12 protein-coding genes are annotated in these 14,972 nt (G+C 34.2%); 11 read left to right on the plus strand and 1 reads right to left on the minus strand.

From position 1 onward, the window contains the following. On the plus strand, positions 1 to 384 hold a 384-nt coding region (locus tag ACO6FI_RS07655; protein WP_485456830.1), incomplete at its 5' end, for a glycerate kinase. Positions 385 to 426: 42 nt separating this feature from the next. Here ACO6FI_RS07655 and ACO6FI_RS07660 read toward each other — a convergent pair. Beyond that, positions 427 to 1,515, minus strand: coding sequence for a PTS sugar transporter subunit IIC (locus ACO6FI_RS07660; protein ID WP_485456831.1), 1,089 nt, complete (start codon positions 1,513 to 1,515; stop codon positions 427 to 429). 214 nt (positions 1,516 to 1,729) lie between these two features. Here ACO6FI_RS07660 and rpmG point away from each other — a divergent pair, with 214 nt between their 5' ends. The 10 genes from rpmG (at position 1,730) to ACO6FI_RS07710 (ending at position 14,945) form a co-directional block, all read left to right on the plus strand. Beyond that, entirely contained in the window at positions 1,730 to 1,879 is a 150-nt protein-coding gene (gene rpmG, locus ACO6FI_RS07665) for a 50S ribosomal protein L33 (RefSeq protein WP_008751059.1), read from the plus strand. 8 nt (positions 1,880 to 1,887) lie between these two features. Further along, complete coding sequence (gene secE, locus ACO6FI_RS07670; protein ID WP_009446337.1) at positions 1,888 to 2,085, plus strand: preprotein translocase subunit SecE; 198 nt, start codon at positions 1,888 to 1,890, stop codon at positions 2,083 to 2,085. Between the two features lie 8 nt (positions 2,086 to 2,093). Further along, positions 2,094 to 2,627, plus strand: a complete 534-nt coding sequence (gene nusG / locus ACO6FI_RS07675) for a transcription termination/antitermination protein NusG (protein WP_009446338.1) — start codon at positions 2,094 to 2,096, stop codon at positions 2,625 to 2,627. An 80-nt stretch (positions 2,628 to 2,707) separates the two neighbouring features. Then, positions 2,708 to 3,133, plus strand: coding sequence for a 50S ribosomal protein L11 (rplK, locus tag ACO6FI_RS07680; protein WP_060931729.1), 426 nt, complete (start codon positions 2,708 to 2,710; stop codon positions 3,131 to 3,133). Positions 3,134 to 3,150: 17 nt separating this feature from the next. Beyond that, positions 3,151 to 3,846 carry a 50S ribosomal protein L1 gene (gene rplA, locus ACO6FI_RS07685; protein WP_060931728.1) on the plus strand — a complete coding sequence of 232 codons (696 nt, stop codon included), beginning with the start codon at positions 3,151 to 3,153 and terminating at the stop codon, positions 3,844 to 3,846. A gap of 126 nt (positions 3,847 to 3,972) precedes the next feature. Beyond that, positions 3,973 to 6,300, plus strand: a complete 2,328-nt coding sequence (gene hsdR / locus ACO6FI_RS07690; protein ID WP_485456832.1) for an EcoAI/FtnUII family type I restriction enzme subunit R — start codon at positions 3,973 to 3,975, stop codon at positions 6,298 to 6,300. Positions 6,301 to 6,302: 2 nt separating this feature from the next. After that, complete coding sequence (locus ACO6FI_RS07695) at positions 6,303 to 7,823, plus strand: class I SAM-dependent DNA methyltransferase (protein ID WP_485456833.1); 1,521 nt, start codon at positions 6,303 to 6,305, stop codon at positions 7,821 to 7,823. Then, the gene (locus ACO6FI_RS07700; RefSeq protein WP_485456834.1) at positions 7,820 to 9,289 is read left to right on the plus strand and encodes a restriction endonuclease subunit S; all 1,470 of its coding nucleotides are present in this window, start codon (positions 7,820 to 7,822) and stop codon (positions 9,287 to 9,289) included. Before ACO6FI_RS07695 ends, ACO6FI_RS07700 begins: the two co-directional genes overlap by 4 nt. Positions 9,290 to 9,548: 259 nt before the next feature. Further along, a complete protein-coding gene (locus ACO6FI_RS07705) occupies positions 9,549 to 10,655 on the plus strand; it encodes a hypothetical protein (protein WP_485456835.1) in 1,107 nt (368 codons plus the stop codon). 144 nt (positions 10,656 to 10,799) lie between these two features. Continuing rightward, positions 10,800 to 14,945 carry a hypothetical protein gene (locus tag ACO6FI_RS07710; protein WP_485456836.1) on the plus strand — a complete coding sequence of 1,382 codons (4,146 nt, stop codon included), beginning with the start codon at positions 10,800 to 10,802 and terminating at the stop codon, positions 14,943 to 14,945. The last annotated feature ends 27 nt before the right edge of the window (positions 14,946 to 14,972 follow it).

Consider the following 14,972-nt stretch of genomic DNA (forward strand, 5'->3'; position numbering starts at 1 on the left):
GCGGCAGGCGGACTTGGATATGCATTCTTTAACTTTACAAATTCAAAGCTTGAATCGGGAATAAAAATAGTCCTTGATGAGACAAAGCTTGAGGAATATGTAAAGGATGCTGATATTGTAGTTACAGGAGAGGGCAGACTCGATCATCAAACCGTTATGGGAAAGGCTCCTGTAGGTGTAGCAAATATTGCAAAGAAGTATGCTAAAAAAGTCATAGCATTCTCAGGAAGTGTAACAGAGGATGCAGGAGTTTGTAATGAGCACGGAATAGACGCATTCTTTCCTATTCTAAGAAGAATAGTTACATTGGAAGAAGCGATGCAAACGGATACTGCGAAGAAAAATCTGACTGATACGGCAGAACAGGTATTCAGACTGCTATAAAAAAAGCAGCTTAGTGAGATAATCATTAAGCTGCTTTTTTCTTTAGAGTTTCAAATCTCCGTCTTTTACAAGTCCCGCTTTTCTTACGAACATATGGATAACAGGTGTGATAACGGCAGGTAGGATAAAGGATATCATAATAAGTCCGATCCAATCAAATGAAGTGATGGCGGATTTGGCACCGCTTGTTACATCATTTATCCAACCTGTATACACTCCGATCTGGCCTACAAGACCGCAGGTACCCATACCGGATGATACTGCGGCACCGTTCATTTGTAACTTGAATATGCAGGTTGCTATAGGTCCCGTAATCATGGATGTGATACATGGCGCTATCCAGACTCTCGGATTCTTTACAATATTGCCCATCTGAAGCATGGATGTACCGATACCTTGTGAGATAAGTCCGCCCCATTTGTTTTCAGGGAATGAGATAATTGCAAAGCCGACCATCTGTGCGCAGCAACCTGCCAGTGCGGCACCGCCTGCAAGTCCTGTAAGTCCGAGTGCGGCACAGATTGCTGCAGATGAAATAGGAAGTGTAAGTGCCACACCTACAAGAAGTGAGACCAGTATTCCCATAAGGAAAGGTTGAAGGCTTGTAGCCCACATGATGACTGTACCAAGCTTCATAGCGGCCTTTCCGAGAGTCGGTGCAAGCAGTGCGGATAAAAGTATTCCGACCGAGATAGTGACAAGCGGAGTGACCAGTATATCTATTTTGGTTTCTTTTGACACCATCTTACCTGCTTCAGAAGCTATTATTGCTACAAATAGTACTGCAAGCGGTCCTCCTGCACCTCCAAGCGCATTTGATGCAAAACCCACAGTAATCAGTGAAAACAGTACAAGCGGCGGAGTGGCAAGTGCATAGCCTATTGCCACTGCCATTGCAGGTCCGCTCATGGCACTTGCAAGAGAACCTACAGTATAGTCAACTCCTGCAATGGTGGCTACAGTGCTTGTAAGAAAGCCGATATTAAACTGCTTTCCTACAGTATTGATAATAGTACCTATTAAAAGTGAACAAAACAGTCCCTGTGCCATAGCTCCCAAAGCGTCGATACCATATCTTTTTGCCGAGATAACGACATCCTTTCGCTTAAGAAATAACTTTAGCTTTTCCATAATGAACGCCTCCATTAAATTATGTTTACTTCCGGTACAATTCTAAAACTTTACAGTGGTTTGTCAAGCCGAATTTATAGCGTATTTACAAAAGTGACAAGAAAAATAGTGCTTGACGAAAATAAGTTATTGTGCTAGAATGTGAAAGATTAAAGGATGCAAAGTCCTTTTTTTTTGGATTTTCAAGTCTAATTCGAACAATGGAGGTGGAATTGTGCGTACAAAGATAACACTTGCTTGTACAGAGTGCAAGCAGAGAAACTATAATACGACTAAGGATAAGAAGAATCATCCTGACCGTATGGAAATCAAAAAGTATTGTAAGTTCTGTAGAACTCATACAGTGCATAAGGAAACAAAATAGGAGTATTTATGGCTGAAGGAAAAAGCGGAAAGATATCTGACTTTTTGAAAGGTATAAAGACAGAGTTTAAAAAGATAGTATGGCCAACTAAGGATGATATTGTAAGAGAGACTATTGCTGTTATTTCATCATCTATAGCTATCGGTATTATAATATCAATACTGGACTTTATCTTCAAACTATTACTAAACTTTGTTATCAAATAGGTGATAATATGGCAGAAGCACAATGGTTCGTAGCCCATACTTATTCAGGCTATGAGAATAAAGTAAAAGTAGATATTGAAAAAACAATTGAGAATCGTGGGCTTCAAGACCAGATACTCGAAGTTACGGTTCCTATGGAAACCATACTTGAAGTGAAAAACGGTGTCGAAAAATCGTCAGATAAGAAACTTTTCCCGGGATATGTCCTTATTCATATGTATATGAATGATGAAACCTGGTATGTCGTAAGAAATACCAGAGGCGTTACAGGTTTCGTAGGTCCGGGAAGCAAGCCGGTACCACTCACCGAAGATGAGCTTGTAGCACTCGGCTACAGCGGCAACGCTACAAAGCCGGAAGCAAGGCTTGAGGTTGACCTCAAGGAAGGCGATATGGTTACAGTCATCAGCGGAGCATGGAAGGATACCGTGGGAGTGATTACCGCTGTCAACGAAAAAAGAAAGACTGTTTCTATCAATGTAGAAATGTTTGGACGAGAGACAAAAGTAGAGCTTGAGTTCACAGAAGTAAAGAAGGTGTAATCCGGCATAAGCCGTTATTACATAATGCATTTTAAATGCGTGGGAGGGAAGTTCCCGAAATTACCACAAGGAGGTGCCATATGGCAAAGAAAGTTACAGGATATATAAAATTGCAGATACCTGCAGGTAAAGCAACACCGGCTCCACCTGTCGGTCCGGCTCTTGGACAGCATGGTGTAAATATAGTTGAGTTTACAAAGCAGTTTAATGCAAGAACAGCAGATCAGGGAGATTTGATCATCCCTGTAGTTATCACAGTTTATGCAGATAGAAGCTTTAGTTTCATAACTAAGACTCCACCGGCTGCAGTTTTACTTAAGAAGGCATGTAAAATAGCTTCAGGATCAGGCGTACCTAACAAGACAAAGGTAGCTAAGATCACAAGAGCTCAGCTTCAGGAAATAGCAGAGCTTAAGATGCCTGACTTAAACGCAGCAAGTATTGACGCAGCTATCTCTATGATAGCAGGTACAGCCCGTTCAATGGGTATCACAGTAGAAGACTAATTTAGGAGGTAATATACATGAAACACGGAAAAAGATATGTTGAAGCTGCCAAATTAGTTGATCGTAGCGTACAATATGATGCAAACGAGGCAGTAGCTATACTTAAGAAAACAGCAGTAGCTAAGTTCGATGAAACAATAGAATTACATATAAGAACAGGTCTTGACGGACGTCATGCAGACCAGCAGATTCGTGGTGCGGTAGTTCTGCCACACGGAACAGGTAAGACTGTTAAAATCTTAGTTTTTGCAAAGGGGCCTAAGGCTGATGAAGCTTTAGCAGCCGGAGCTGACTATGTAGGAGCTGAGGAGCTTATTCCGAAGATCCAGAACGACGGTTGGTTGGACTTTGACGTTATCGTTGCAACACCTGATATGATGGGCGTTGTAGGACGTCTCGGTAAGGTACTCGGACCTAAGGGACTTATGCCGAACCCTAAGGCTGGTACAGTTACAATGGATGTTACAAAGGCTATTGCAGACATCAAAGCAGGTAAAGTAGAGTATCGTCTTGATAAGACAAACTTGGTTCACGTACCTGTAGGAAAGGCTTCATTCAGTGAGCAGCAGCTTTTAGAGAACTTCCAGAGCATCATGGATGCTATCAACAAGGCTAAGCCAAGCACAGTTAAGGGTGCATACATTAAGAACATCGTTTTAACTTCAACAATGGGCCCGGGAATCAGACTCAATGTTGCTAAGCTTGTAGGCTAAAAGCCAATATAATAAAGACGCGCAGACTGCCGCATACTCGTAAAGAGTGTGCGGCAGTTTTTTGTTGTGAAATTCTTAATACATATAGTATAATAGAAGTACTTATTAACTGAGGGGTGTGATGCTATGACTACAGTTGACAAACAGAAAATGACCGAGGAAGAAATTAAATTGTATTATATTACTCCTGCCATTGTGAACGGTTGGGGAAATCATATTGGTATGGAAAATAAGATTACTGACGGCAGAATAAATGTTAGTGGAAATATCACGAATAGGAGCAGTGCAAAATTTGCTGACTATGTTCTATATCTTAATGACGGTAAACCTATAGCAGTTGTGGAAGCAAAATCCAATAAATATCCTGTATCATATGGATTACAGCAGGCAATGGAATATGCTAAGATGATGGATATTCCATTTGCATACTCTTCAAACGGTGATGCATTTTTTGAACATGATTTTTTGACTGGCGAAGAAAAAAGAATTGAACTTGATAAATTTCCGACTCAGGAAGAGCTTATAGCCAGATATTATAGTGAGACAAATGATGGAAAGGGAATGTCCGATAATGAAAAAAAGATTGTATCACAACCTTATTATTCGTCACAAACGACATTTCCACCTAGATATTATCAGAGAAATGCTATAAATAGAACTGTAGAAGCAATCGCAAGAGGTCAGCAAAGGCTTTTAATTGTAATGGCTACAGGTACAGGAAAGACATATACAGCTTTTCAAATAGTATATCGTCTACTTCGTTCAGGACTAAGGAAAAGAGTGTTATATCTGGCAGATAGAAATATTCTTGTGGATCAAAGTATATTACAAGATTTTGCACCACTTGAAAAGACAATTTACAAAGTGAATTTTTCAGATAAAGAATGTCTTAGAAATATAGCTTCACATGAAGTCAATTTTGCACTATATCATCAAATGGTTGGCCAAAATGATGAGGAGAATTTTAGAAAAATTCCAAAAGACTATTTTGATCTTATTATAGTTGACGAATGTCACCGTGGAAGTGCCAAAGAAGACAGCAATTGGAGAAAAGTACTTGAATATTTTTCAGATGCAACTCAGATAGGAATGACAGCAACACCAAAGGAAAGTGAAAAAATTTCTAATATTGATTATTTTGGAGAACCTGTTTATACCTACAGTTTAAAGCAAGGAATTGAAGACGGGTTTCTTGCACCGTTTAAGGTTATTAATATAACAACAAATATAGGTGACGGCTGGAGACCAAGAAAAGGTCAAATAGATATTGAAGGAAATCTTATAGAAGACAGAATCTATAATAATAGAGACTATGACTACAATATAGTAATAGAAGATAGAATTAGAGCTGTAGCTGAGGAAATAACGGAATATCTAAAAAGTACTGACAGAATGCAAAAGACAATAGTGTTCTGTGCATCTGAGGAACATGCCGAGCGTATGAGAATAGCTTTAAATAATCTAAACAAGGATCTAATAAAAGAAAATTCTGATTACTGTGTCAGAATAACCGGTTCAGATGTATATGGAAAGTCAAAACTTGACTACTTTATTTCTGTGTCAAGTAAGTATCCGGTTATCGCAACAACTTCAGAATTGCTTTCAACAGGCGCAGATTGTAAAATGACTAAGCTTATAGTACTTGATAAGATGATTGAAAGTATGACTATGTTTAAACAGATTATAGGTCGTGGAACTCGTATAAGAGAAAAAGAAGGCAAAACACATTTTGTTGTAATGGATTTTAGAAATGTAACAAAGTTGTTTGCAGATCCTGAATGGGATGGTCCTATTGAACAAGATGAAGGCTTTCAAAAGGGAAGTACTACAACAAAAAATAATAGAGTAATAAAAGAGGAAGGCAAATATAATGTCTTACGTCCGATTGTCAATGACAAAGGTTGTAGTGTAAAAATTATAAACAGAATAGTTTCAGTGTACAATCCGGATGGTAAATTGCTAAGACAGGAAGATATTATTGACTACACAAGAACAAACATCAAGGGTGAATATGCTTCGTTATCTGACTTTATTAAAAAGTGGAAAGATTCAGATAAAAAAAGAACTATTGAAGAATTGTTTTTAGAAAAGGGTGTTGACATAAAGGTATTGAAGAAAGACCAAGAAATGGAAGGTATAGATGATTTCGATTTTATCTGTTATGTGGCATATGGAAAGAAGCCGTTGACAAGAAAAGAGAGAGCAAATAATGTGAAAAAGAGGGATTTCTTTAGCAAGTATTCATCTGATGCGCAGGAGGTACTCAATATATTGCTTGACAGATATATGAATCAAGGTATTACAGATGTTGAGGACATTAAGGTATTATCTTTATCGGATTTTGAAAACATTGGTAAGCCGGCAAAAATTGTAAAGATGTTTGGCGGTAAGTCGAGTTATGAAGCTGCATTAAAAGAACTTGAAGATAATATATATGAGGTTGAGGTAGTTTAAATATGGCTATGAAGTCGGGGTTTATAAAAAGAATAAGAGATATTATGCGTATGGATGCAGGTATCAATGGAGATGCTCAAAGAATTGAGCAAATGGTATGGATACTTTTCCTAAAAGCATATGATTCAAAGGAAGATGATTGGGAGGTAAGTGAAGATAATTATAAGTCAATAATACCTGAAGATTTGAGGTGGAGAAATTGGGCAAAAGCGGACAGTAGCGGTCATGCTATGACAGGAGATACACTACTTGATTTTGTTAATAATAAATTATTTCCGGTGTTAAAGGGTAATGATATAAAAGATGGAGATAAGATACTATATAACGGAATCAGAGTTACACCTGATACACCAATGAAAAAGGCAATTGTCTATTCCGCGTTTGAAGATGCCAATAACTATATGAAAGATGGAGTATATTTGCGTCAGGTAATAGATGTTATTGATGAGATCGAGCTTGATGATGTTAAGGAAAGTCATGCTTTTGGATTTGTGTATGAGGAAATTTTGAGGGAGTTGCAGTCTGCAGGCTCATCAGGTGAATTCTATACGCCTAGAGCAGTAACTGATTTTATGGCAAGAATGATACAGCCTAAGCTTGGTGAAAAAATGGCGGATTTTGCCTGTGGAACGGGAGGTTTTATAACATCGTGGCTTAATGTATTATCAGAACAGGTAAATGATACTTTAGATAAAAGGATGCTTGACAGCAGTATTTACGGTATTGAGAAAAAACCGTTTCCATACTTATTATGTGTGACAAATATGCTGTTACATGATATAGAGACGCCAAATATTTATCACACAAATTCTCTTAAACATAATCTGCTTGACTACACAGATGATGATAAATTTGATGTTATACTTATGAATCCACCATATGGTGGGCATGAAGATAAATCTATTCAAGGGTTCTTCCCTGACGACTTGGCAAGTTCTGAAACAGCCGACCTGTTTATGTCGGTTATTATGTATCGTTTAAAGAAAAACGGTAGAGCAGCGGTGGTTGTACCTGATGGATTTTTATTTGGCTTGGACAATACGAAAGTAAATATAAAAAAGAAATTATTAACTGAATTTAACTTGCACACTATTGTGAGACTACCAAATTCAGTATTTAGCCCATATACTTCTATTTCAACCAATTTGCTTTTCTTTGATAATAAGGAACCGAACGGTAAAACTTGGTTCTATAGAATAGATATACCGTCGGATAGAAAGCATTTTTCAAAGACAAAGCCTATGGAACTTAAACATTTTGATGAATGTGTTGAATGGTGGAGTGATCAAAAAAGTATTCCGGATGGAGAAAATTTCAAGGCACAAGAGTTTAGCACAGATTTTCTGGTTAATGAACAGGGATGTAATCTTGATTTATGTGGATATACACATGAAGAAGAAGAAATACTTGATCCGATTGATACAATAAGAGAATATCAAGAAAAGAGAGCTACCTTGAACGCAGAGATAGATAAAGTACTCGCCAAGTTGGAAGCATTATTACCGGGAGGTATCATAGAATGACACCGGAACAATTAAAATCAAGTATCCTACAGTATGCAATACAAGGAAAGTTGGTAGAACAAAGAGCTGAGGAAGGAACAGGAGATGAACTGTATAAGAAGATACAGTCAGAGAAACAAAGACTTCTAAAAGAGGGAAAGATAAAAAAAGAAAAGATACTGCCTGAGATAAGTGAAGATGAGGTTCCTTTTGATATTCCTGAAAGTTGGAAATGGGTAAGGCTTGGTAATATAATTAATAAATTAACAGATGGTACACATTCAACACCAAAATATATTGATTATGGTATCCCATTTCTTTCGGTAAAAGATATAAGTTCAGGAAGACTTGATTTTTCAGGTTGTAAGTATATATCAGATGAAGAACACAAAGAACTATACAAAAGATGTAATGCCGAGAGAGGTGATTTACTATTAACAAAAGTTGGGACAACAGGTATACCTGTAATAGTAGATACAGATATAGAATTTTCACTATTCGTTAGTGTAGCTCTTATAAAAATTTCAACAGGTAATCTTAATGTTAGTTTTTTAAAGTATATTATAAATTCACCACTTGTACAGAATCAGGCCAGAGTGAACACAAGGGGTATTGGAAATAAGAATTGGGTTATTAGAGATATTGCAAATGTTTATTTTCCGCTACCTCCTCTAGCAGAGCAAAAACGTATAGTTAATAAAATAGAAGAACTTCTTTCATATATAGATAGATATGCACTATCATATAAAAAACTTGAAAAGCTTAATGACGAATTTCCAGATTATATGAAAAAGTCTATTTTGCAGTATGCCATTCAAGGTAAACTTGTGGAACAAAGGGCTGAAGAAGGAACAGGAGATGAACTGTATAAGAAGATACAGTCAGAGAAACAAATACTGATAAAAGCGGGAAAGATAAAAAGGGAAAAGGTACTTCCTGAAATAAATGATGATGAAATACCGTTTGAAATACCGGATAGTTGGAAGTGGGTAAGATGGGGTGAACTATCATTTTCTATCCAATACGGTTATAATGCACCGGCAAAAATAAGTGGAAGAATCAAAATGGTACGTATAACAGATATACAAAATGGAGTGATAGATTGGGACAATGTGCCATTTTGTGATATAGATGAAAAAGATATAGATAAATATAAACTGGCTGAAAATGATATTTTATTTGCAAGAACAGGAGGTACTGTTGGAAAATCTTATATTGTAAGAGATATTTTGGAAGAATCTATTTACGCAGGATACCTTATAAGGACTAGGTATAGCAATATGTTAGATCCAATGTATTTATATTACTTTATGCAAACAAATTTGTATTGGAATCAGTTAAGAACTGGCACAATTTCCACTGCACAACCAAATTGTAATGGACAGACATTATCAAAGATGCTTATACCTCTTCCGCCAATTATAGAGCAACAGCGCATTGTTTCGAAGGTTGAAGAACTACTACAATGTATAAATACAAGTAAATAAACTATAGATAAGTAAATATTATATATTAGTAACAATATTATATAATATTTACCATAAATTGGTTTATTTAAGTAGAGGTAGAGTTTAATATAGTTTGAATTTAGAGTTTGTAAAATATTTGAATAATGAAAATTCTATTATAAAGAAATGCTGATAAATAACACTTATATAAGGTATTATATAGTAACTATGGATTAGATACAGCTTGGAGAATTGAAAATGACTAATAATAACAATATATGTGAGGAATGTATTAATTATGAAATTTATTAATTATATTCTTAAAACAAAAATACTAAAGAATATAAAACTTATCATCAAGGAAAGAAACAAAAATATATTATTAAAAAAATTAAAAAGTCAACAGTTGAAAGATATAAAGTTTTTAAAAAATCTTTTAATAAAGATTTTAAAAAAACCAAAAGAATGCTTTGGACTTGATTTTTCTAATATGGAAGAATTTAATATATTTAATGATGTTATAACTAGGTGCAATGAAGTTGATTATGATGATAATAAGACTGTAATGGCTTATGTAATGCTTCATTTGCTAGAAAGATATCATCGTTTTCAATATATGCAATTAAAATTATTAGAGACAAAGGATTGTTATATTATAAGTAATTTAACAGAAAAACAAAATAAGGATGAATTTGATTATACTATTAGAATATTAGATGTAGGAACAGGGCCTGCACCGGCTCTTTTGGCATTTTCGGACTTTTATGATTGGGTTAAACAACATAAAGATATAAGATTAGAGATTAAATCTGACTATGTTGAAAATAGTCATTCATTTAGGGATTTCCTACATAGATTTACAGAAATTGCACTTAAAGAGGGAAAAAAATATCATGTTCCTTTTCATCATGGTAAACATTATAATATTAAAGAATATTCAGGAAACGATAAGTATGAGTTGGTGATTTTTAGTAATTTTTTAACTTCATCAAAATTTCTAAACAGTATTAAGACTAATTTAAATGATATTCTTAATAGAATGACTAACAAATCTATTGTAGTTATCAATGGTGGAAAATATAATAACATATATGATAAAATTAATAATTATTTTAAACATAATAAAATTAAGTATAAACAATACAAAGGCCAATGGGAAACCATCTTTTCAAATTCTAATCGTATAGTGCTGAAAAAGTCTAATGATAAAACAGGAAAAATTGTAAATGAATATTATAGAGAATTAAAACGGCTTCTAAGTGCTAAGGGGGTTTACGATAAGTTACCAGAGAAAGCAAAACAACTTATAGATAATGGTTCAAAGTCAGGGGATAGTTCAATATGGTATTTGCTGGCCTATCAGAAAAGGTCATATGATGTTAATAAATTAAAAAAGATAAAATGATATTAACCTAAATTATTCATAATAAGGCTCTTAATGCGAATAAAGTAATACTGTATAGTATTTATATATTAATAGATACGAAGTATAATATATATAACATAAATACTAGTTAATAAAATGAAATGAATAGAAAGGTGATTTATTATGAAAAAAAGTGTAAAAAGGAAAGCTGAAAAATATAATCAGTTTATACTTAGCACAAATGGTATTAATTACAGGGATAAAAAAGCTGTGATCGATCAATTTAACAAAAGTGTAAGAGAGTATAAGCGATTTTGTGATGTGCTGAGTGGTGGAGATGAGGACTTGGCATCTAAAAAGTTACGAGATGCAGGTACAGACCTCTATACATGTTGTGAATGGGCATTAAAAAACTATTTGTACAAAAGGTATGATGAAAAGCTTAAGTCTGGTGAAATTACAAAACATGAAAGGGAATACAAGGTTGGAAGACTTAGTTCAAGAAAGGCTACAATAATGATGCTTTTAGATGAATTAAAAATTTTGGCATCACCTAGTGTGTCTTCTAATGGAATTGACTGTCAAAAGATTTTAAGTAATGCTAAAGAGGTTAATAACAGGCCTAAGCATGATCGAACTATTCCTAATCCTAGTAAATATAAAGAAGTATTGGGAGAAATTAGAAAAATAATAAATAGTTATATAGATTCTGATGCTAAACTAGAGTTTATAGATGACTCGATTTACGGTGAAGGGAAGGAGTGGTATGAACTATTAGAGAATACTTCTGATTTTAATTCTACATATTCATATGTATTAATAACAAAAAAAGTTGGAACAATTAATCTAAAAGGGCTGTTTTCACTTAAATGGGATCTGGTTATAGATATGGATCCTGATAGTGATATAGATGGTTTGGCTAAGGAATATTTTGAAATAAGAGGGGTCAGGCCGAGAATTTGTACTTTAGATTATACTAACGCAAGAAAAAAGTTTGTATCATCACCCGCACCATACTGGGTAATGGCAAATGGAACTTCAGATAAACCGGAAACTGTGGTAGATCCTAAAAAATGGGGTACTGCCCATGGAAAGTACCTTACTACACTTCTAGAAGAATATCATAAAGAGTATACAAAGCCTGTAAAAGCTTTTATATATTCAATTGAAGATGAAAAGAATCTTAGGAAAATAGTAGAAGCCTTTAATGATATATATGATGGTGGTGAAGAGATAGATTTTTGTTTGCTATCTGCAGATAGGGAGCTTAATTATATTGATTATGAGAATTTTAAATTATCTAAACTTAAATTTGAGGAATTTGCTGATAATTTATTGGTATATAATCAAGATAGTCAGTTTATTGAAAGTATGGTTAAATATGAATTACCGGCAGAAAATAGAAAAAAAGTTAGCATTGATGAAAATTTTGCCACAGAATTACAAGATTCTTTTGAAGCTGTATATATTGATGTTGATCATGAGGACGAACTTGATTCCAGGAAGTGTGACAGAAGTTTTTTTTATAAAGGAATACAGAATATAAGTTGGTATGGATTAAGAGAGCAATTTGATATTATTCAACCTGATAAAAAAATGATTGAAGATAAAATAAGACAGGACTTGAAGGAAAGAGCAAGATTGTTAAGAAAAGTATACTATATTCCCGGGATTGGTGGGACTACCATGATGCGAAGACTGGCATGGGAGTTTAGAGATGTTTATCCAACATTGATTCTGAATCGTTTGAATGAGCATACTAGTAATAACTTACAAAAAATTTATGATTTAACACATATGCCGGTTTTGATCTTTGCAGATAATAATGAAATAGATATTGAGGAAGTGAAAAATCTTCAAATAGACCTTAAGCTGAAGGGCTTTGCTTTTGTTATTTGCTATTTTCAGAGAAAAATTAGAGGAATAAATAGTAATGGAGGAAGTAATTATACATTTATTAATGAGTTTGGAGCAAGCGAAGCTAAACAAATGAAAAGTAAGCTGATTGACTTCTTACCAAATCAAGAGGCTAAAGAAGAGTTTGAGAAACAGGTTTTGAAATTAAATGGAAATGATAGACTGCCATTTATATTAGCTATGTATGCATTTGATAAGGAATTCAAAGGTATAAAACCATTTATAGCAAGGTTTATTGAAGGAATGAATGATCAATTAAAAAAAATACTGTTTGCATTATCTATAGCAGATTATGCGAATGTGGCAATTGATAAACAATATTTTATGGATTTATTCTACGATAAATCGGTGGATAAGTTCTTATTGGAAGAAGCCCCTGGAATTAATGAACTTGTTCGTATTGAAAAAATATATGAAAAAGAAACTATAAGGATACGTTATAATTTGTTCGGTGAAGAGATTCTTAGACAACTTTCAAACGGACGTGAGTCAGAAGAAATTGTATTCTTAAATCTTGTTGATTATATACTTGATTTTATTGAAGATTCTAGGAGTAATAGTTATACGATTAATCAGAATACATTGAGTCTATTAAGAAGCTTGTTTATAAGTAGAAAGACAGATGTTAACTCTGAAAAGCCAGTATTTTCTCCTCTTATAACAAAATTAAGAGAGGAACATCGTACAAATACTGATGGAAAATATGATCCTTCAAAAGATGCAATTGTAAGCATATTTAAAAAGTTGGTTAAAGTATACCCAGAAGAGCCACATTTTACAGCACATCTTGCAAGATTTTATTTCTATATTGATAAGAATTACGAATGCGGATTCCAAAACATTAATGCAGCAATAGAAATGTCAGAAATAGAAAATGGGAAGGTGGATCCTTTGTTTTATCATATGAAAGCGATGGGATACTCCTCAAGAATAACAAATATGTATATTAGGGATTTGCTACGTAGCCTTAGGGAGGATCCTCAGTATGATATTTCAATATATAAAGAAAATATACAGGAAGATGCAGAACGAGCATTTAAGTATTTTGAAATTGTTAGAGATAGCAATATTGGTGTAGCAGGGCATGTTTCAGAGATTAACCTATGTATTCAAATCGCAAATCTTGCAAAGAATTTACTTGAAGGGATAGAAAGCTTTGAGGAGTATATTTCTTCAGAAAATGGTAAATGGGCTATGCAATATGTCGATAGGGCGGAAACAGTTTGGGAAGAACTGAAACAGTTGGCTTCAGATTCAGTATATGAAGATTTAGATGGTATAGAGGAAAGAATTAAAACTCTTACGTCATCTGTAGAAGAAAGTATTGAAATATGGACCAAGTATATAAGTAATTCTAATAACAGAAACTGTGCACAAGCAAGAAGAATTCTTGCCAGATCATATTTGAAGGTTGCCGATAGTACTTCTGATTTAGAATCAAAAAAAGAATATTTTACAAAAGTGGTTAGTCTTATGGAGGATAATATATCAGAAGATAAGCAACATGTAGGGAATATAAGGATTTGGTTTGATGCAGTTAAAAGGCTCGAGGTGGAAAACCAAGATGATTTGATGTATGATGCGATTGTTAAGCTAAATCAGTGGATCAGTATTACTGACTCGGCAGATGCACACTACTATAGATTTGTTTTAAAGTGCATCCAAAGTATTATGGGAAGTACATTGGCTGAAAGCGATTTACCAAAGTTGCTAAGAGAGTTAAAACAAAAATCAGCAACCTTATATAATCGTACAATACCAAGGCATTGGCTTTCAAAGAATGGCGAAGGAATTAACGCACTGGTAACAAACAATAGAAATAAGAAAGATGCTATACCAGAAGATGAAATGTCAAGAATATTGTATCCATTGATAGGTAGAATTAGTAATAGCTATGTCAATGAAAGTCATGCATATATTGACTGGAAAGGGATTGAAGTATATTTTAATCCTTCAGCAACTAATGGTGAGATCAGTAAAATAAATATCGGACAAAGAGTAAAGTTTGGAATTGGATTTAGTTATGACGGACCAAGGGCATATAACAGTTCTATTAAATTATTGGGAAATGATGAAGTAGTTGAGCCTAAAAGAGAAATTGAACCGGGAATTATTGTAAAATGTGAGGTCATTAAAATCGTAGAATATTTTATTCAAGTAAAAATTGTTGGATTCTCTGAGTTTGGAAGCATTCATATTAGTGAATTAGTGGAACCGTTCTCTGCAGATATTCGCCCTAATGTTGGAAGTCTGCTTGAGGGTAAAGTTATAGGTAAAACGTTTGATAGTGCTAAAAATCGTTATATTTGGCGTATAACAATGAATATCGATAATATTCAAGATGATACAAAAGATGAAACAGAAATGGCTAAAGCAATTAGGTTAAGTGGTATGAAAGTAGAGAGAGATTGACTTATTTGGTGTAGCACTTATAAAAGA

The organism is Lachnoanaerobaculum sp., assembly GCF_057250505.1.